Origin of the sequence: Pseudomonas sp. B21-015, from assembly GCF_024749285.1 — a bacterium.
GTDB lineage: Bacteria > Pseudomonadota > Gammaproteobacteria > Pseudomonadales > Pseudomonadaceae > Aquipseudomonas.
This window is the reverse complement of record NZ_CP087196.1, coordinates 457,563-473,685: the sequence shown is the minus strand read 5'-3', so window position 1 is coordinate 473,685 and position 16,123 is coordinate 457,563. Positions and strand designations below refer to the sequence as shown.

Genomic DNA, 16,123 nt, shown 5'->3' with positions numbered 1-16,123 from the left:
GTCTTCCCCATTCTTGTCGACACCAGGCCCCATGGCCGAGCGTCACTGTGCGTGTCCTACTGCGGCGAAACGGCGGCGAAGCCCGGTACGTGGGCCTGAATCGCGTTCAGCAGTTCTTCCTTGCTGAAAGGCTTGGTCAAAAACTGGTCGGAACCGACGATCCGACCCTTGGCCTTGTCGAACAACCCGTCCTTGGACGACAGCATAATCACTGGCGTGGACTTGAACGCACTGTTGTTCTTGATTAAAGCGCAGGTCTGATAACCATCCAGACGCGGCATCATGATGTCGACAAAGATGATGCCGGGGTGATTGTCGGCAATCTTGGCCAGGGCATCGAAACCATCGATTGCAGTGATGACTTCACAGCCCACATTTTTCAACAGCGTTTCGGCGGTGCGACGAATCGTTTTCGAATCGTCGATCACCATGACCTTCAAGGCGCTGGAATGCTGTTCCATAGTGGCTCTACCGTCGCCTTTGTGAATCAATTTGTCGGTTTGCCGCTCATCGGCAGCTCGAAACCCTTGATGTTCAAGGGCCGGCACGACATGGCAGCCTTTTTAGCACAGTCTCCCCATCCAATCTATCGGGTGGCCTTTGCAGTGGTTTTTCCTTGACCGGGAACCCACTCGGCGCCACTCTGACGCCACTTTTTCATCGCACTTTCCACCCCAATTTCGAGGAAAACCCCATGAGCGTTCGCGTCGGGATTGTCATGGATCCTATCGCCAGCATCTCCTATAAAAAGGATAGCTCGCTGGCCATGCTGCTGGCCGCGCAAAAGCGTGGCTGGGAACTGTTCTATATGGAACAGCGTGATTTGTATCAGGCCGAAGGCGAAGCTCGCGCGCGGATGCGTCCGCTGAAGGTGTTCGCCAACCCGGAAAAGTGGTTCGAACTGGGCGCCGAATCCGACGCACTGCTGAGCGACCTGGACGTGATCCTGATGCGCAAGGATCCGCCGTTCGACATGGAGTTCGTCTACTCCACTTACCTGCTGGAGCAGGCCGAGCGCGCCGGCGTGCTGGTGGTCAACAAACCGCAAAGCCTGCGTGACTGCAACGAGAAGCTGTTCGCCACGCTGTTCCCGCAGTGCACGCCGCCGACCATCGTCAGCCGTCGCCCGGATGTGTTGCGTGAATTCGCCGACCATCACGGCGACGTGATCCTCAAGCCGTTGGACGGCATGGGCGGTTCGTCGATCTTCCGTCACACCGCTGGCCACCCGAACCTGTCGGTGATCCTCGAAACCCTGACCCTGCATGGCAAGCAACAGATCATGATCCAGGGCTACCTGCCAGCGATCGTCGATGGCGACAAGCGCATCCTGATGATCGACGGCGAGCCTGTGGATTACTGCCTGGCACGGATTCCGGCCGCAGGCGAAACCCGTGGCAACCTCGCCGCCGGCGGCCGTGGCGAAGCCCGACCGTTGACCGACAAGGATCGCTGGATCGCCGCACAAGTCGGCCCGACCCTGCGCGAGAAAGGCCTGCTGTTCGTCGGTCTCGACGTGATCGGTGAGCACCTGACTGAAATCAACGTCACCAGCCCGACCTGCATTCGCGAGATCGATAACGCGTTCGGCACCGACATCGGCGGCTTGCTGATGGATGCCATCGATCAGAAGCTCAAGGCTCGTTGATAGAGAACAGCCAAGAAACAACCAACATTGCGTTATCATCCCCGGCCTGTAAAAAACGCGATGTTGGTTTTCTTGTCATGACACTCCCGTCCGATCTGCCCGCTGAACTCGCCCATCGTGGCGTGCGCCCGGCCGATCGCCTCGGTTTTACCCTGTTTCTCGCGGCGCTGATTCACCTGGCCTTGCTGTTGGGCGTCGGGTTCACCATGGTTGAACCCAAGCAAATCAGCAAAACCCTGGAAATCACCCTCGCCACCTTCAAAAGCGAAACCAAGCCCAAGAAAGCCGATTTCCTCGCCCAAGAGAATCAGCAAGGCAGTGGCACCCTGGATAAAAAGGCGATACCCAAGACCACCGAGGTCGCGCCCTTCCAGGACAACAAGGTGCAGACGGTCACTCCACCGCCAACCGCCAAGCCCCAAGTGCAGGAAGCCGCGCCCAAGGCCGCCGTGACGACTGTCGCGCCGAAGCCGAAAAAAGCCGCGACCAAGCAGGTAGAGGTCAAGACCGAGACCAAGCCCAAGGTCGAGGCGCCGACCTTCGACAGCTCGCAGCTGTCCAGCGACATCGCCAGCCTGGAAGCGGAACTGGCCAACGAACAACAGCTGTACGCCAAGCGCCCGCGCATCCACCGCCTGAGCGCCGCGTCGACCATGCGCGACAAAGGTGCCTGGTACAAGGACGAATGGCGCAAGAAGGTCGAGCGCATCGGCAACCTCAACTACCCCGACGAGGCCCGGCGCAAACAGATTTACGGCAATTTGCGCCTGATGGTCTCGATCAACCGCGACGGCTCGCTGTATGAAGTGTTGGTGCTGGAATCGTCCGGCCAGCCGCTGCTGGACCAGGCGGCGCAGCGCATCGTAAGGCTCGCGGCACCGTTTGCACCGTTTACCGGGGATCTGTCAGACATCGACCGCCTGGAAATCATCCGCACCTGGAGGTTTGCGCGCGGGGACAGGCTCTCCAGTAACTGACCACCGCAAACCCCCTGTGGGAGCGGGCTTGCCCGCGATAGCGGTCTGTCTGACACTTCAATTTTGGATGTACCGCCGTCATCGCGGGCAAGCCCGCGCCCACAGGGAACAGGTTGTTTGCGGGTATTCGGGGCATTTCCTGTGCATCCTCAGCTTGTCAGTTCGCCCCTCCAACGCCACACTAGCGCTCATGAAGAACGTCAGCCCCAGCTACCTCAAGCATCACTTCCTGATCGCCATGCCTCACATGGCCGACCCGAACTTTGCGCACACCTTGACCTACATCGTCGAGCACACGGCCAATGGTGCCATGGGGCTGGTGGTCAACCGTCCGCAGGACCTGAACCTGGCCGATATCCTCGAGCAATTGCGCCCCGATATCGAACCGCCATTGCTCTGCCAGCATGTGCCGATCTTTATGGGTGGCCCGGTGCAAACCGATCGTGGTTTTGTCCTGCACCCATCGGGTAAATCTTTTCAGGCGACCGTTGATCTGGAAGGCGAACTGTCGCTGTCGACCTCCCAGGACGTGCTGTTCGCCATCGCCGACGGCGTCGGCCCCGCGAAAAGCCTGATCACCCTCGGCTACGCCGGTTGGGAAGCCGGGCAACTGGAAGCCGAACTGGCCGACAACGCCTGGCTGACCTGCCCGTTCAATGCCGACATCCTGTTCAACACCAGCAGTGAATTGCGCCTCGAAGCGGCCGCCAGGCATCTGGGAGTCAACCTCAGCCTGCTCACCAGCCAGGCGGGGCACGCCTGATGGCCCTGCGGCTGATTCTGGGTTTCGACTACGGCACCAAACAGATCGGCGTTGCGGTCGGCCAGGTGATTACCGGCCAGGCCCGCGAGCTGTGCACCTTGAAGGCGCAAAACGGCATTCCCGACTGGAATCAGGTCGAAGCCCTGATCAAAGAGTGGAAACCCGACGCCGTGGTGGTCGGCCTGCCGCTGAACATGGACGGCACACCCAGCGACATGTGCCTGCGGGCCGAAAAGTTCGCCCGCCGCCTGAACGGCCGCTACAACCTGCCCTTCTATACTCACGATGAACGCCTGACCACCTTCGAGGCCAAGGGCGAACGCCTGGTCCGTGGCGGCCAGAAGGGCAGTTACCGCGACAACCCCGTCGATGCCATCGCCGCCGCCCTGCTGCTGCAAGGCTGGCTCGACGAAAACACCGCACTGTTTGAATCCTCAAGCACCTGATTCTGAAGAGCCGCTGCGGCGTCTCCCTTAGCGACAACCCGAGCCACCATTCAAGAAGAACCCGGCTCGGGACAAAGAAGGAGCAAACCATGAGCCTGCCCAATCCCGCCGAACTGATCAGCCAGATGGCGATCCGTCTCAAGGCTTATCTGGAAAACCGTGGCATCAGCGAACCACGTTACATCGGCATTCGGACCGGTGGCGTCTGGGTCGCTCAGGCGTTGCTCGATAAACTGGGCAGCGACTCGCCCTTGGGCACCCTGGACGTGTCCTTCTACCGCGACGACTTCAGCCAGAACGGCCTGCACCCGCAAGTACGCCCTTCGGCGCTACCGTTCGAGATCGAAGGCCAGCACCTGGTGTTGATCGACGACGTGCTGATGAGCGGTCGCACCATCCGCGCCGCGATGAACGAACTCTTCGACTACGGCCGCCCGGCCAGCGTGACGCTGGTATGCCTGCTGGACCTGGACGCCGGTGAGCTGCCGATCCGCCCGAACGTGGTCGGCGCGACCCTGACGCTCGCGGCCCACGAACGGGTGAAGCTGTCCGGCCCGGAGCTCAAGCTCGAACTTCAAGACCTCGCCCTTTAATTCGCCCTATTGAGAGTCCCCCTCGCGATGACGCCTCTAGAAACCAAGCGCCCGCTGCAGCTCAATGATCAGGGTCAGCTGCGCCACTTCCTCTCGCTCGACGGTTTGCGCCGCGAGCTGTTGACGGAAATCCTCGACACCGCCGACTCGTTCCTCGAAGTCGGCGCACGGGCGGTGAAGAAAGTCCCGTTGCTGCGCGGCAAGACCGTGTGCAATGTGTTCTTCGAAAACTCCACCCGCACCCGCACCACCTTCGAACTGGCGGCCCAGCGGCTGTCGGCCGACGTGATCACCCTGAACGTGTCCACGTCGTCGGCGAGCAAGGGCGAAACCCTGCTCGACACCCTGCGCAACCTGGAAGCCATGGCCGCCGACATGTTCGTCGTGCGTCACGGTGATTCCGGTGCGGCGCACTTCATCGCCGAGCATGTCTGCCCGCAAGTGGCGATCATCAACGGCGGCGACGGCCGTCACGCCCACCCGACCCAGGGCATGCTCGACATGCTCACCATCCGTCGGCACAAGGGCGGCTTCGAAAACCTCTCGGTGGCCATCGTCGGCGACATCCTGCACTCGCGGGTGGCGCGCTCGAACATGCTGGCCCTGAAAACCCTCGGTTGCCCGGACATCCGCGTGATCGCGCCGAAGACGCTGCTGCCGATCGGCATCGAGCAATATGGCGTGAAGGTCTACACCGACATGACCGAAGGCCTGAAAGACGTCGACGTGGTGATCATGCTGCGCTTGCAGCGTGAACGCATGACGGGTGGCCTGCTGCCGAGCGAAGGCGAATTCTACCGCCTGTTCGGCCTGACCACCGCGCGCCTGGCCGGGGCCAAACCGGATTGCATCGTCATGCACCCGGGGCCGATCAACCGTGGGGTGGAGATTGAGTCAGCGGTGGCCGACGGTCCGCACTCGGTGATCCTCAACCAGGTGACTTACGGCATCGCGATTCGTATGGCCGTGTTGTCCATGGCCATGAGCGGGCAGACTGCCCAGCGCCAATTCGAGCAGGAGAACGCCCAGTGAAGCTCAGCATTCTCGGCGCACGCGTTATCGATCCGGTCAGCGGCCTGGATCAAGTGACTGATATCCACGTTGAAGCCTGCAAGATCGTCGCCCTCGGCGCCGCTCCGGCCGGTTTTGTTGCAGTAGACACCATCGACGCCAAGGGCCTGGTGGCGGCCCCGGGTCTGGTTGACCTGAACGTCGCCCTGCGCGAGCCGGGCTACAGCCGCAAAGGCTCGATCGCCAGCGAAACCCGTGCCGCCGCCGCCGGTGGCGTCACCAGCCTGTGCTGCCCGCCAAAAACCAGGCCGGTGCTGGACACCTCGGCCGTGGCTGAATTGATCCTCGACCGCGCCCGCGAGGCCGGCAACACCAAAGTGTTCCCGATCGGCGCCCTGAGCAAAGGCCTGGACGGCGAACAGCTGGCAGAGCTGGTCGCCTTGCGCGATGCCGGCTGCGTGGCCTTCGGCAATGGCCTGGAGAGTTTCCGCAATACCCGCACCCTGTGCCGGGCGCTGGAATACGCGGCGACGTTCGACCTGACGGTGATTTTCAATTCGCAGGACCATGATCTGGCCGAAGGTGGCTTGGCTCACGAAGGCCCGACCGCCAGTTTCCTCGGCTTGCCGGGCATTCCGGAAACCGCCGAAACCGTGGCCCTGGCCCGGGATCTGCTGCTGGTCGAGCAAAGCGGCGTGCGTGCGCACTTCAGCCAGCTCACCAGCGCGCGTGGCGTGGCGCTGATCGCCCAGGCCCAGGCCCGTGGCCTGAAGGTCACCGCAGACGTGGCGTTGTATCAGTTGATCCTCACCGATGAAGCACTGATCGATTTCAGCAGCCTCTATCACGTCCAGCCGCCGCTGCGCACCCGCGCCGACCGCGACGGCCTGCGGGCAGCGGTGAAGTCCGGTGTGGTGTCAGCCATCTCCAGCCATCACCAGCCCCACGAGCGGGACGCCAAACTGGCACCGTTCGGCGCCACCGAGCCTGGCATCAGCAGCGTGGAACTACTGTTGCCGCTGGCGATGACATTGGTGGAAGACGGCTTGCTCGACTTGCCGACCCTGCTCGCACGCTTGAGCGCCGGTCCTGCCGAAGCGTTGCGCTTGCCGGCGGGCAAGCTGGCGGTGGGTGGGCCGGCAGATATCGTGCTGTTCGACCCGGCGGCCTCGACCGTGGCCGGTGAGACCTGGCTGTCGAAGGGCGAAAACTGCCCGTTCATTGGCCATAGCCTGCCGAGCGTGGTGCGTTATACCCTGGTGGATGGGCGGATCAGTCACCAGGCTTAAAACCGCGCTGCTCCAATCGCGGGCAAGCCCGCTCCCACAGGGTTATCGGTTGGCCGCAAGATTTGCGGACAATACACATCCACTGTGGGAGCGGGCTTGCCCGCGATGACTTACTGAAAGGCGCCTCTATTCTGGGCATTGCGCACAGAAACCTGGTCATTCAACGTCCAGAAGTCATACAACACCCCCAGAAAGAACAGCCCACCCGTCACCAGGTACAGCAACCCGCTGACCCACTTGCCCTGATACATCCGGTGCACACCGAATACCCCCAGAAACGTCAGCAGAATCCACGCAACGTTGTATTCGATGGGGCCGGCGGTAAAGCGCAGGTCCGCTTCACGATCCATGGCCGGGATCAGGAACACGTCAATCAACCAGCCAATACCCAGCAAACCGAAGGTAAAAAACCAGATCGTCCCGGTCACCGGCTTGCCGTAATAGAAGCGGTGAGCCCCGGTAAAACCGAAAATCCACAGCAGGTAACCAATCACTTTGCTGTGCGTATCTTGTTGTGAAACGGGTTGTCGATAGGTGTTCATGGATGACCTCGATTCACACGATAGAGAAATATTCTTGAATTCTTTGTGACTTTTTTACAGGCGGCCGACATACGGCAAATGCTACCTTCACTTCCGTCAAAGCCCTGTACCGCCTGACTTGTGTCAGATAATTGCGTCCTTTTTTCGCTTATTTGGTTCCGTTGACCCCAAGGTTGAATCGACCAACGGCCTCGGAAGGGCCAAAAAAGCTGTTATAAAGTTGCGCGCCAACCCATACGAGCCTTGCCTAATGCATCCATTTTTCAAGACATGGCTAACCATTTGCCTATTATTGCCCCTGGCCGCCCACGCCACCAATCGTGAGCAACGTCTTCCCAACGTTAATGGTTACACCCCAAAATCCCATGTTTCTGCTCCTTCGAGCAAAAACAAACAGACAGTAAAACGCTCCACCCAACTGAGCAGCGCCGACCGCAAGCTGGTCCCGTCGATGGCGACCAAAGAAAGCAGCAACGTGTTGAGCCGCGCGGTAAACGTCCTCGGCACGCCTTATCGTTGGGGCGGCAGCAGCCCAAGTAAAGGGTTCGATTGCAGTGGCCTGGTGAAATACGCGTTCAATGACGCCACGTTTGACCTGCCACGCACCTCCAACGCCATGGCCAGCGGTCGCGGCGAGAAAGTCGATCGTAACGATCTGAAGCCAGGTGACTTGATTTTCTTCAATATCAAGAGCCGCCGGGTCAACCACGTTGCCATCTACCTGGGCAACGACCGCTTCATCCATGCGCCACGCCGTGGCAAGTCGGTGAGCATCGACACCCTGAATAAACCGTACTGGGAAAACCACTATGTGGTTGCCAAGCGGGTTCTGCCTAAAGATCAAAACGCATTGCGGGTTGTTCAGCGTTGATCCGACACTGATCGTTCCCACGCTCTGCGTGGGATGCAGCCCGGGACGCTCCGCGTCCCCCTGCCAAAGCGGACGCGGAGCGTCCATTGAGGCATTCCCACGCAGAGCGTGGGAACGATCAACTTCCTGTCAGAAATTATCCGGCGACCGCGCCTTCTCCCGCGCATGTTCGCGGCTGATCACGCCCTTGGTCACCAGCTCCTTCAGGCACATATCCAGCGTCTGCATCCCCAGCGACCCTCCGGTCTGAATCGACGAGTACATCTGCGCCACCTTGTCTTCACGGATCAGGTTACGAATCGCCGCGGTGCCGAGCATGATTTCGTGGGCGGCAACCCGCCCGCCGCCGATTTTCTTGATCAATGTCTGGGACACCACCGCCAGCAATGACTCGGAGAGCATCGAACGCACCATCGATTTCTCGTCGCCCGGAAACACGTCCACCACCCGGTCGATGGTTTTCGCCGCCGACGTGGTGTGCAGTGTGCCAAACACCAGGTGGCCGGTCTCGGCGGCAGTCAACGCCAGGCGGATAGTCTCCAGATCACGCATCTCCCCCACCAGAATCACGTCCGGGTCTTCGCGCAGGGCAGAGCGCAGGGCAGTGGCGAAGCTGCGGGTATCGCGATGGACTTCGCGCTGATTGATCAGGCATTTACGCGATTCGTGGACGAACTCGATGGGGTCTTCGATGGTGAGGATGTGGTGATGGCGATGGCTGTTCAGGTAATCGATCATCGCTGCCAGCGTGGTGGACTTGCCCGAACCGGTCGGGCCGGTCACCAGCACCAGGCCCCGGGGCGCGTCGGTAATCTTGCGAAACACTTCCCCCATGCCCAGGTCGTCCATGCTCAGGACCTTGGACGGAATGGTCCGGAATACCGCGCCCGCACCGCGATTCTGGTTGAAGGCATTGACCCGAAAACGCGCCACGCCGGGCACTTCGAAGGAAAAGTCGGTTTCAAGATGCTTCTCGAAGTCCACCCGCTGGAGGTCGTTCATGATGTCGTAGATCAGATCATGCACCGCCTTGTGGTCCAGCGCCGGTAAGTTGATGCGCCTCACATCGCCGTCGACACGAATCATCGGTGGCAGGCCGGCGGACAGGTGCAGGTCGGACGCGCCCTGTTTAGCGCTGAAAGCCAGCAGCTCAGTGATATCCATAGCGCTCCTCAATTCCAGTAGAATGCCGCGATCCTTCAGACCGCTGGCGCCTCTTGATGTCCACGATAGCAGACAACATCGCTCAGGTTAGTTCACGCATCCACGCTGCCGCCCTTGCCGCAAAGCGGGACGAACACAGCATCCAGCTGCTGGCCGTGAGCAAGACCAAGCCCGCCGAGGCCTTGCGTGAAGCCTATGCCGCCGGGATCCGTGACTTTGGCGAAAACTATTTGCAGGAAGCCTTGAGCAAACAGCTCGAATTGGCCGACCTGCCCTTGATCTGGCACTTCATCGGCCCCATTCAATCGAACAAGACTCGCGCTATCGCCGAGCATTTCGACTGGGTGCATTCCGTGGATCGCTTGAAAATCGCACAACGCCTGTCCGAACAACGCCCTGCCGATTTGCCTCCCTTGAACATCTGTATCCAGGTCAACGTCAGCGGTGAAGCGAGCAAATCCGGCTGCACCCCGGCCGACCTGCCCGTCCTGGCCAATGCCATCGGTGCCCTGCCCCGCCTGAAATTGCGCGGTCTGATGGCAATCCCCGAGCCGACTGAAGATCGCGCCGCCCAGGATGCAGCCTTTGCTGCCGTGCAGAGCCTGCAAGCCAGCCTGAACCTGCCACTCGACACACTTTCCATGGGCATGAGCCACGACCTCGAGTCGGCCATCGCCATGGGCGCCACTTGGGTCCGTATCGGAACGGCCCTGTTTGGCGCCCGCGACTACAGCAAGCCATAACGTGGCTGACACCCCTCTATCTAAGGACCTGACATGAGCAAGACTCGTATTGCCTTTATCGGAGCCGGCAACATGGCCGCCAGCCTGATCGGCGGCCTGCGCGCCAAAGGTCTGGACGCCGCGCAGATCCGCGCCAGCGATCCGGGTGAAGAAACCCGTGCCCGCGTACACGCCGAGCACGGCATCGAAGTGTTTGCCGACAATGCCGAAGCCATTCAGGGCGCGGACGTGGTTGTACTGGCGATCAAACCCCAGGCGATGAAAGCCGTTTGCGAAGCCATTCGCCCAAGCCTCAAGCCGAATCAACTGGTGGTCTCGATTGCGGCCGGCATCACCTGCGCCAGCATGAACAACTGGCTTGGCGCCCAGCCCATCGTGCGCTGCATGCCCAACACCCCGGCGCTGCTGCGCCAGGGCGTGAGCGGTTTGTACGCCACGGCCGAAGTGAGCGCCGGGCAACGCCAGCAGGCGCAAGAGCTGCTGGCGGCGGTCGGCATTGCCTTGTGGCTGGATGAAGAACAGCAACTGGACGCGGTCACTGCCGTTTCCGGCTCGGGCCCTGCGTATTTCTTCCTGCTGATCGAAGCCATGACCGCCGCTGGCGTGAAGCTCGGTCTGCCACCCGAAACCGCTGCACAACTGACCCTGCAAACCGCGTTGGGCGCTGCACAGATGGCGGTCACCAGTGATGTCGACGCCGCTGAACTGCGTCGCCGCGTGACGTCGCCTGCGGGCACTACCGAAGCGGCGATCAAGTCGTTCCAGGCCGGCGGCTTCGAAGCTCTGGTAGAAAAAGCACTTGGCGCCGCCGCGCACCGCTCGGCCGAAATGGCCGAACAACTGGGCAAATAAGGAGCCTTACATGATTGGATTGAACACTGCGGCGATTTACGTGCTGCAAACCCTCGGCAGTCTGTACCTGCTGATCGTGCTGTTGCGTTTCGTGCTGCAACTGGTGCGCGCAAACTTCTACAACCCACTGTGCCAGTTCGCCGTAAAAGCGACCCAGCCGCTGCTCAAGCCGCTGCGCCGGATCATCCCGAGCCTGTTCGGCCTGGACATGTCCTCGCTGGTGCTGGCAATCCTCGTGCAGCTGGCGTTGATGGCCTTGACCCTGTTGCTGACCTTCGGCACCATCGGCAACCCGCTGCAATTGCTGATCTGGTCGCTGATCGGCGTGACTGCGCTGTTCCTGAATATCTTCTTCTATGCCCTGATCATCAGCGTGATTCTGTCCTGGGTCGCACCGGGTAGCCATAATCCGGGCGCCGAACTGGTGAACCAGATCTGCGAGCCGGCCCTGGCGCCGTTCCGCAAGATTGTGCCAAACCTCGGCGGCCTGGATATCTCACCGATCCTGGCGTTCATGGTGCTCAAGCTGATCGATATGCTGGTGATCAACAACCTCGCGGCCTTGACCATGATGCCGCAAATCCTGCGTCTGCTGATCTGACCCGGTGAGCTACTTTCGCTGGGACGGTGATGACCTGATTCTGGAATGCCACCTGCAACCGGCGGCCCGCAGCGATGACTTCTGCGGGCTGCATGGCGATCGCCTGAAGATCCGCCTGACGGCGCCGCCGGTCGAGGGCAAGGCCAATGCGTATCTGATGGCGTTTCTGGCCAAGGCGTTCGGGGTCTCCAAGAGTCAGGTGAGCTTGATCAGCGGGGAGCTGAACCGGCAGAAGCGGGTGCGGATTTGTTCGCCGAAGACGCTGCCTGAGTTGCCGTATCTGGTGCGTCCGGCCTGACTTCAATGTGGCCAGGAGATTTATCCCCGCTGGGCTGCGCCCTGTAGGAGCTGCCGAAGGCTGCGATCTTTTGATCTGATCTTTGCTTTGGATTCAATTGGTAGAGGAAAGATCGCAGCCTCGTTGCACTCGACAGCTCCTACGGGGGCCGCTTCGCGCCCCAACGGGAGCAAGCTCCCTCGCCACAGGTACACCGGCAAAAAATCAGGCCCGGCCTTTGCTTGCCGCTAACCCCACCGGTCTTTAGACTTACGCCTCATTTCAACGAGAGCAGGGTCGATGCCAGCTGCCTTCCCCCCCGATTCTGTTGGTCTGGTGACGCCGCAACTGGCGCACTTCAGTGAACCCCTGGCCCTGGCCTGTGGCCGTTCACTGCCAGCTTATGACCTGATCTACGAAACCTACGGCACGCTCAATGCTACGGCGAGCAACGCCGTGCTGATCTGCCACGCCTTGTCCGGCCACCATCACGCCGCCGGCTTCCACAGCCCCGACGACCGCAAACCCGGTTGGTGGGACAGCTGCATCGGCCCCGGCAAACCGATCGACACCAACAAGTTCTTCGTGGTCAGCCTGAACAACCTCGGCGGCTGCAATGGTTCTACCGGCCCCAGCAGCATCAATCCGGAGACCGGCAAGCCATTTGGCGCCGACTTCCCGGTGCTGACCGTGGAAGACTGGGTGCACAGCCAGGCGCGCCTCGCCGACCTGCTCGGCATCCGCCAATGGGCGGCGGTAATCGGCGGCAGCCTCGGTGGCATGCAGGCCTTGCAATGGACCATCACCTACCCGGACCGCGTGCGGCACTGCCTGGCCATCGCCTCGGCGCCGAAACTGTCGGCACAGAACATCGCGTTCAACGAAGTCGCACGCCAGGCGATCCTCACCGACCCGGAATTCCACGGTGGTTCGTTCCAGGAGGCGGGCGTGATCCCCAAGCGCGGGCTGATGCTGGCGCGGATGGTTGGGCACATCACCTACCTGTCCGACGACTCCATGGGCGAGAAATTCGGTCGCGGCCTTAAGAGCGAAAAGCTCAACTACGACTTCCACAGCGTCGAGTTCCAGGTCGAAAGCTACCTGCGGTATCAGGGCGAGGAGTTTTCCGGGCGTTTCGACGCCAACACCTACCTGCTGATGACCAAGGCCCTGGATTACTTCGACCCGGCGGCGAATTTCGACGATGACCTGGCGAAAACCTTCGCCAATGCCCAGGCCAGGTTCTGTGTGATGTCGTTCACCACCGACTGGCGCTTCTCCCCTGCCCGCTCACGGGAGCTGGTGGACGCGCTGATGGCGGCCAGGAAAGACGTCTGCTATCTGGAGATCGATGCTCCGCAAGGCCACGACGCCTTCCTGATTCCGATCCCGCGTTACTTGCAGGCCTTCAGCAATTACATGAACCGTATAGCGCTTTGAGGAAGACATGAGAGCCGATCTGGAAATCATCCAGGAATGGATCCCCGCCGGCAGCCGCGTGCTCGACCTCGGCTGCGGTGACGGCGAGCTGCTGACCTGGCTGCGCGATAACAAGCAGGTCACCGGCTATGGCCTGGAAAACGACCCGGACAACATTGCCGAATGCGTGGCCAAGGGCATCAACGTCATCGAGCAGGACCTGGACAAGGGCCTGGGTAACTTCGCCAGCAACAGCTTCGACATCGTGGTCATGACCCAGGCCCTGCAAGCCGTGCATTACCCGGACAAGATCCTCGACGAAATGCTGCGGGTCGGTCGCCAGTGCATCATCACCTTCCCCAACTTCGGTCACTGGCGCTGCCGCTGGTACCTGGCGAGCAAGGGCCGGATGCCGGTTTCGGAGTTTCTGCCGTACACCTGGTACAACACGCCGAACATCCACTTCTGCACTTTCGAAGACTTTGAAGCGCTGTGTCGCGAACGTGAAGCCAAGGTCATTGATCGGCTTGCCGTGGATCAACAGCATCGGCACGGGTGGGCCAGTAAGCTATGGCCTAATCTGTTAGGTGAAATCGGTATCTACCGAGTCAGCAGCCCCGGGCTGCAAGACCACAAGGTTGCGGTCTGAATCACGACACTTCGAGGAGAATGATCATGGGTCGTCTAGCGCTGTTTTTACTTACTGCCTGCCTGAGCGTCACCGCCATGGCCGCCGACGCCATCAAGGGTGAGCGCCAGGAAACCTTTGGCGACGTGACGGTGCACTACAACACCTTCAACTCGACTTTCCTGACACCGGACATCGCCAAAGCCGCCGAGCTGACCCGCAGCAAGAACCAGGGCGTCATCAACATCTCGGTACTCAAGGATGGCAAACCGCAAACAGCTCAGGTCAGCGGCACGGTCAAAGACCTGACCAGCCAAAGCGTCCCGTTGAAGTTCAAACAGATCACCGAAACAGGCGCGGTCTACTACATCGCCCAGTACCCGGTGCCACAGCAGGAAATCCGCACCTTTGAAATCAAGGTGCAGACCGGTGACAAAATCAACACCATCAATTTCAACCAAGAGCTTTTCCCCGGCGAATGATGAACTTCACGCAACTCGTACTGGCCAGCCATAACGCCGGCAAACTCAAGGAACTCCAGGCCATGCTCGGCGAATCGGTGCACTTGCGCTCGATCGGCGAGTTCAGCAGCGTCGAGCCTGAAGAAACCGGTCTGTCGTTCGTCGAGAACGCCATTCTCAAGGCCCGCAATGCCTCGCGCATTTCCGGCCTGCCGGCCTTGGCCGACGATTCGGGGCTGGCGGTGGATTTCCTCGGCGGTGCGCCGGGTATCTATTCGGCCCGTTACGCTGACGGTAAAGGCGATGCGGCGAACAACGCCAAACTGCTCGACGTCATGAAAGACGTGCCGCAAGCCGAGCGCGGCGCGCAATTCGTCTGCGTATTGGCGCTGGTGCGTCATGCCGACGATCCGTTGCCGATCCTCTGCGAAGGCCTGTGGCATGGGCGCATCCTGACCCAGGCCAGCGGCGAGCACGGTTTTGGCTACGATCCGCTGTTCTGGGTGCCGGAGCGCGAATGCTCCAGCGCCGAATTGAGCTCGAGCGACAAGAACCTCATCAGCCACCGCGCCCGTGCAATGGATCTGCTGCGCCAGCGTCTGGGCCTGAAATGATCCATGAATCGTCCGCGTCGCCGCTGATTTTCGGTGGCGCCGCACAATCGCCTCGAGCGCCCTTGCCCGTGCTGCCGCCTCTGGCGCTGTACATCCACATCCCGTGGTGTGTACGCAAATGCCCTTATTGCGACTTCAACTCCCACACCGCCAGCCCCGTATTGCCGGAGGAAGAATATGTCGACGCCTTGCTGGCCGACCTCGATCAGGACCTGCATGCGGTTTATGGCCGTGAGCTGAGCTCGATCTTCTTCGGAGGCGGCACGCCGAGCCTGTTCAGTGCCGAGGCGCTGGGTCGCTTGCTCAAGGGCGTCGAGCAACGCATTGCGTTCGCCAGCGACATCGAAATCACCCTGGAAGCCAACCCCGGAACGTTTGAGCAGGAAAAATTCCGTGCCTACCGGGCACTGGGCATCAATCGCCTGTCGATCGGCATCCAGAGCTTTCAGGAAGAGAAACTCAAGGCCCTGGGGCGGATTCACAACGGTGATGAAGCCGTGCGTGCCGCCGGCATGGCCCGTCAGGCCGGCTTCGACAACTTCAACCTGGACCTGATGCATGGTTTGCCCGATCAGTCCCTGGACGATGCCCTGAACGACCTGCGCCAGGCCATTGCCCTGAAGCCGACCCACCTGTCCTGGTATCAGCTGACACTGGAACCGAACACGGTGTTCTGGAACCAGCCACCGACACTCCCGGAAGATGACACCCTGTGGGATATTCAAGAGGCCGGTCAGGCGCTGTTGGCCGAACACGGTTACGCGCAATACGAAGTCTCGGCCTATGCCCAGCCCGGCCGTCCGGCGCGGCATAACCTCAATTACTGGAGTTTCGGCGACTTCATCGGCATCGGCGCCGGCGCCCATGGCAAGCTCAGCCATCCGGACGGGCGCATTGTGCGCACCTGGAAGACTCGCTTGCCGAAGGATTATTTGAACCCGGCCAAAAGCTTCCAGGCCGGCGAGAAAGCCCTGACCAACGAAGAGTTGCCGTTCGAGTTTCTGATGAACGCCTTGCGCCTGACCGAGGGCGTCGAAGCGCGGTTGTATCCCGAACGCACCGGGCTACCTCTGGAAAGCCTCGCCGAAGGCCGCCGCGAAGCCGAACAAAGTGGCTTGTTGCAGGTCGAACCGTCACGTCTGGCGGCCACGCTGCGCGGGCAACTCTTTCTCAATGATTTGCTGCAGAATTTTCTGAGCTGATTTTCAGCCTTAAGGGAAAACG

20 protein-coding genes are annotated in these 16,123 nt (G+C 60.8%); 17 read left to right on the top strand and 3 right to left on the bottom strand.

Features of this window, described 5'->3' with window-relative positions; genetic code table 11:
• Positions 1-56: 56 nt before the first annotated feature.
• The gene (gene pilG / locus LOY38_RS02150) at positions 57-461 is read right to left on the bottom strand and encodes a twitching motility response regulator PilG (protein ID WP_038980984.1); all 405 of its coding nucleotides are present in this window, start codon (positions 459-461) and stop codon (positions 57-59) included.
• Between the two features lie 233 nt (positions 462-694).
• On the opposite strand from pilG, the gene gshB reads away from it, so the two are divergent.
• The 7 genes from gshB to LOY38_RS02115 all read left to right on the top strand — a co-directional run bounded on the left by gshB (position 695) and on the right by LOY38_RS02115 (position 6,727).
• A complete protein-coding gene (gene gshB, locus LOY38_RS02145; RefSeq protein ID WP_258698657.1) occupies positions 695-1,648 on the top strand; it encodes a glutathione synthase in 954 nt (317 codons plus the stop codon).
• Positions 1,649-1,725: 77 nt separating this feature from the next.
• Positions 1,726-2,625 (top strand): energy transducer TonB, encoded by a 900-nt coding sequence (locus LOY38_RS02140; RefSeq protein ID WP_258698656.1) that lies wholly within the window; start codon positions 1,726-1,728, stop codon positions 2,623-2,625.
• Between the two features lie 190 nt (positions 2,626-2,815).
• Positions 2,816-3,388, top strand: coding sequence for a YqgE/AlgH family protein (locus tag LOY38_RS02135; protein WP_258698655.1), 573 nt, complete (start codon positions 2,816-2,818; stop codon positions 3,386-3,388).
• Positions 3,388-3,834, top strand: a complete 447-nt coding sequence (ruvX, locus tag LOY38_RS02130) for a Holliday junction resolvase RuvX (RefSeq protein ID WP_018928712.1) — start codon at positions 3,388-3,390, stop codon at positions 3,832-3,834. Before LOY38_RS02135 ends, ruvX begins: the two co-directional genes overlap by 1 nt.
• An 89-nt stretch (positions 3,835-3,923) precedes the next feature.
• Complete coding sequence (gene pyrR, locus LOY38_RS02125; RefSeq protein ID WP_258698654.1) at positions 3,924-4,427, top strand: bifunctional pyr operon transcriptional regulator/uracil phosphoribosyltransferase PyrR; 504 nt, start codon at positions 3,924-3,926, stop codon at positions 4,425-4,427.
• Positions 4,428-4,454: 27 nt separating this feature from the next.
• Positions 4,455-5,459, top strand: a complete 1,005-nt coding sequence (locus tag LOY38_RS02120) for an aspartate carbamoyltransferase catalytic subunit (RefSeq protein ID WP_007897943.1) — start codon at positions 4,455-4,457, stop codon at positions 5,457-5,459.
• The gene (locus LOY38_RS02115; protein ID WP_258698653.1) at positions 5,456-6,727 is read left to right on the top strand and encodes a dihydroorotase; all 1,272 of its coding nucleotides are present in this window, start codon (positions 5,456-5,458) and stop codon (positions 6,725-6,727) included. Before LOY38_RS02120 ends, LOY38_RS02115 begins: the two co-directional genes overlap by 4 nt.
• 110 nt (positions 6,728-6,837) lie before the next feature.
• Here the strand turns inward: LOY38_RS02115 and LOY38_RS02110 are convergent, their stop codons facing one another.
• Positions 6,838-7,269 (bottom strand): TM2 domain-containing protein, encoded by a 432-nt coding sequence (locus LOY38_RS02110; protein ID WP_258698652.1) that lies wholly within the window; start codon positions 7,267-7,269, stop codon positions 6,838-6,840.
• 250 nt (positions 7,270-7,519) lie between these two features.
• On the opposite strand from LOY38_RS02110, the gene LOY38_RS02105 reads away from it, so the two are divergent.
• Positions 7,520-8,140 (top strand): C40 family peptidase, encoded by a 621-nt coding sequence (locus tag LOY38_RS02105; protein WP_258698651.1) that lies wholly within the window; start codon positions 7,520-7,522, stop codon positions 8,138-8,140.
• Positions 8,141-8,269: 129 nt separating this feature from the next.
• On the opposite strand, the gene LOY38_RS02100 is transcribed toward LOY38_RS02105, so the two are convergent.
• Entirely contained in the window at positions 8,270-9,304 is a 1,035-nt protein-coding gene (locus LOY38_RS02100; RefSeq protein WP_258698650.1) for a type IV pilus twitching motility protein PilT, read from the bottom strand.
• A gap of 56 nt (positions 9,305-9,360) precedes the next feature.
• On the opposite strand from LOY38_RS02100, the gene LOY38_RS02095 reads away from it, so the two are divergent.
• The 9 genes from LOY38_RS02095 to hemW all read left to right on the top strand — a co-directional run bounded on the left by LOY38_RS02095 (position 9,361) and on the right by hemW (position 16,101).
• On the top strand, positions 9,361-10,047 hold the full coding sequence (locus LOY38_RS02095; RefSeq protein WP_258698649.1) for a YggS family pyridoxal phosphate-dependent enzyme: 687 nt from the start codon (positions 9,361-9,363) through the stop codon (positions 10,045-10,047).
• A 33-nt stretch (positions 10,048-10,080) separates the two neighbouring features.
• Positions 10,081-10,899 carry a pyrroline-5-carboxylate reductase gene (gene proC / locus LOY38_RS02090; protein ID WP_258698648.1) on the top strand — a complete coding sequence of 273 codons (819 nt, stop codon included), beginning with the start codon at positions 10,081-10,083 and terminating at the stop codon, positions 10,897-10,899.
• Positions 10,900-10,909: 10 nt separating this feature from the next.
• On the top strand, positions 10,910-11,500 hold the full coding sequence (locus LOY38_RS02085) for a YggT family protein (protein ID WP_258698647.1): 591 nt from the start codon (positions 10,910-10,912) through the stop codon (positions 11,498-11,500).
• A gap of 4 nt (positions 11,501-11,504) precedes the next feature.
• Positions 11,505-11,798, top strand: coding sequence for a DUF167 domain-containing protein (locus LOY38_RS02080; protein ID WP_258698646.1), 294 nt, complete (start codon positions 11,505-11,507; stop codon positions 11,796-11,798).
• 279 nt (positions 11,799-12,077) lie between these two features.
• Complete coding sequence (locus LOY38_RS02075) at positions 12,078-13,217, top strand: homoserine O-acetyltransferase (RefSeq protein WP_258698645.1); 1,140 nt, start codon at positions 12,078-12,080, stop codon at positions 13,215-13,217.
• A gap of 7 nt (positions 13,218-13,224) precedes the next feature.
• Positions 13,225-13,845 (top strand): methionine biosynthesis protein MetW, encoded by a 621-nt coding sequence (metW, locus tag LOY38_RS02070; RefSeq protein WP_027926558.1) that lies wholly within the window; start codon positions 13,225-13,227, stop codon positions 13,843-13,845.
• A 26-nt stretch (positions 13,846-13,871) separates the two neighbouring features.
• Positions 13,872-14,306 carry a DUF4426 domain-containing protein gene (locus LOY38_RS02065; protein WP_223485289.1) on the top strand — a complete coding sequence of 145 codons (435 nt, stop codon included), beginning with the start codon at positions 13,872-13,874 and terminating at the stop codon, positions 14,304-14,306.
• Positions 14,303-14,899, top strand: coding sequence for an RdgB/HAM1 family non-canonical purine NTP pyrophosphatase (gene rdgB, locus LOY38_RS02060; RefSeq protein ID WP_258698644.1), 597 nt, complete (start codon positions 14,303-14,305; stop codon positions 14,897-14,899). The genes LOY38_RS02065 and rdgB overlap by 4 nt, the downstream gene beginning before the upstream one ends.
• Positions 14,896-16,101: a radical SAM family heme chaperone HemW gene (gene hemW / locus LOY38_RS02055; RefSeq protein WP_258698643.1), complete on the top strand. Its 1,206-nt coding sequence runs from the start codon at positions 14,896-14,898 to the stop codon at positions 16,099-16,101. The genes rdgB and hemW overlap by 4 nt, the downstream gene beginning before the upstream one ends.
• Positions 16,102-16,123: the final 22 nt, after the last annotated feature.

Excerpts from the sequence above, each read along its gene's own strand:
- pilG (WP_038980984.1), bottom strand. The coding sequence starts at position 461 with ATGGAACAGCATTCCAGCGCCTTGAAGGTCATGGTGATCGACGATTCG.
- gshB (WP_258698657.1), top strand. The coding sequence starts at position 695 with ATGAGCGTTCGCGTCGGGATTGTCATGGATCCTATCGCCAGCATCTCC.
- LOY38_RS02140 (WP_258698656.1), top strand. The coding sequence starts at position 1,726 with ATGACACTCCCGTCCGATCTGCCCGCTGAACTCGCCCATCGTGGCGTG.
- LOY38_RS02135 (WP_258698655.1), top strand. The coding sequence starts at position 2,816 with ATGAAGAACGTCAGCCCCAGCTACCTCAAGCATCACTTCCTGATCGCC.
- ruvX (WP_018928712.1), top strand. The coding sequence starts at position 3,388 with ATGGCCCTGCGGCTGATTCTGGGTTTCGACTACGGCACCAAACAGATC.
- pyrR (WP_258698654.1), top strand. The coding sequence starts at position 3,924 with ATGAGCCTGCCCAATCCCGCCGAACTGATCAGCCAGATGGCGATCCGT.
- LOY38_RS02120 (WP_007897943.1), top strand. The coding sequence starts at position 4,455 with ATGACGCCTCTAGAAACCAAGCGCCCGCTGCAGCTCAATGATCAGGGT.
- LOY38_RS02110 (WP_258698652.1), bottom strand. The coding sequence starts at position 7,269 with ATGAACACCTATCGACAACCCGTTTCACAACAAGATACGCACAGCAAA.
- LOY38_RS02105 (WP_258698651.1), top strand. The coding sequence starts at position 7,520 with ATGCATCCATTTTTCAAGACATGGCTAACCATTTGCCTATTATTGCCC.
- LOY38_RS02100 (WP_258698650.1), bottom strand. The coding sequence starts at position 9,304 with ATGGATATCACTGAGCTGCTGGCTTTCAGCGCTAAACAGGGCGCGTCC.
- LOY38_RS02095 (WP_258698649.1), top strand. The coding sequence starts at position 9,361 with ATGTCCACGATAGCAGACAACATCGCTCAGGTTAGTTCACGCATCCAC.
- proC (WP_258698648.1), top strand. The coding sequence starts at position 10,081 with ATGAGCAAGACTCGTATTGCCTTTATCGGAGCCGGCAACATGGCCGCC.
- LOY38_RS02085 (WP_258698647.1), top strand. The coding sequence starts at position 10,910 with ATGATTGGATTGAACACTGCGGCGATTTACGTGCTGCAAACCCTCGGC.
- LOY38_RS02075 (WP_258698645.1), top strand. The coding sequence starts at position 12,078 with ATGCCAGCTGCCTTCCCCCCCGATTCTGTTGGTCTGGTGACGCCGCAA.
- metW (WP_027926558.1), top strand. The coding sequence starts at position 13,225 with ATGAGAGCCGATCTGGAAATCATCCAGGAATGGATCCCCGCCGGCAGC.
- LOY38_RS02065 (WP_223485289.1), top strand. The coding sequence starts at position 13,872 with ATGGGTCGTCTAGCGCTGTTTTTACTTACTGCCTGCCTGAGCGTCACC.
- rdgB (WP_258698644.1), top strand. The coding sequence starts at position 14,303 with ATGATGAACTTCACGCAACTCGTACTGGCCAGCCATAACGCCGGCAAA.
- hemW (WP_258698643.1), top strand. The coding sequence starts at position 14,896 with ATGATCCATGAATCGTCCGCGTCGCCGCTGATTTTCGGTGGCGCCGCA.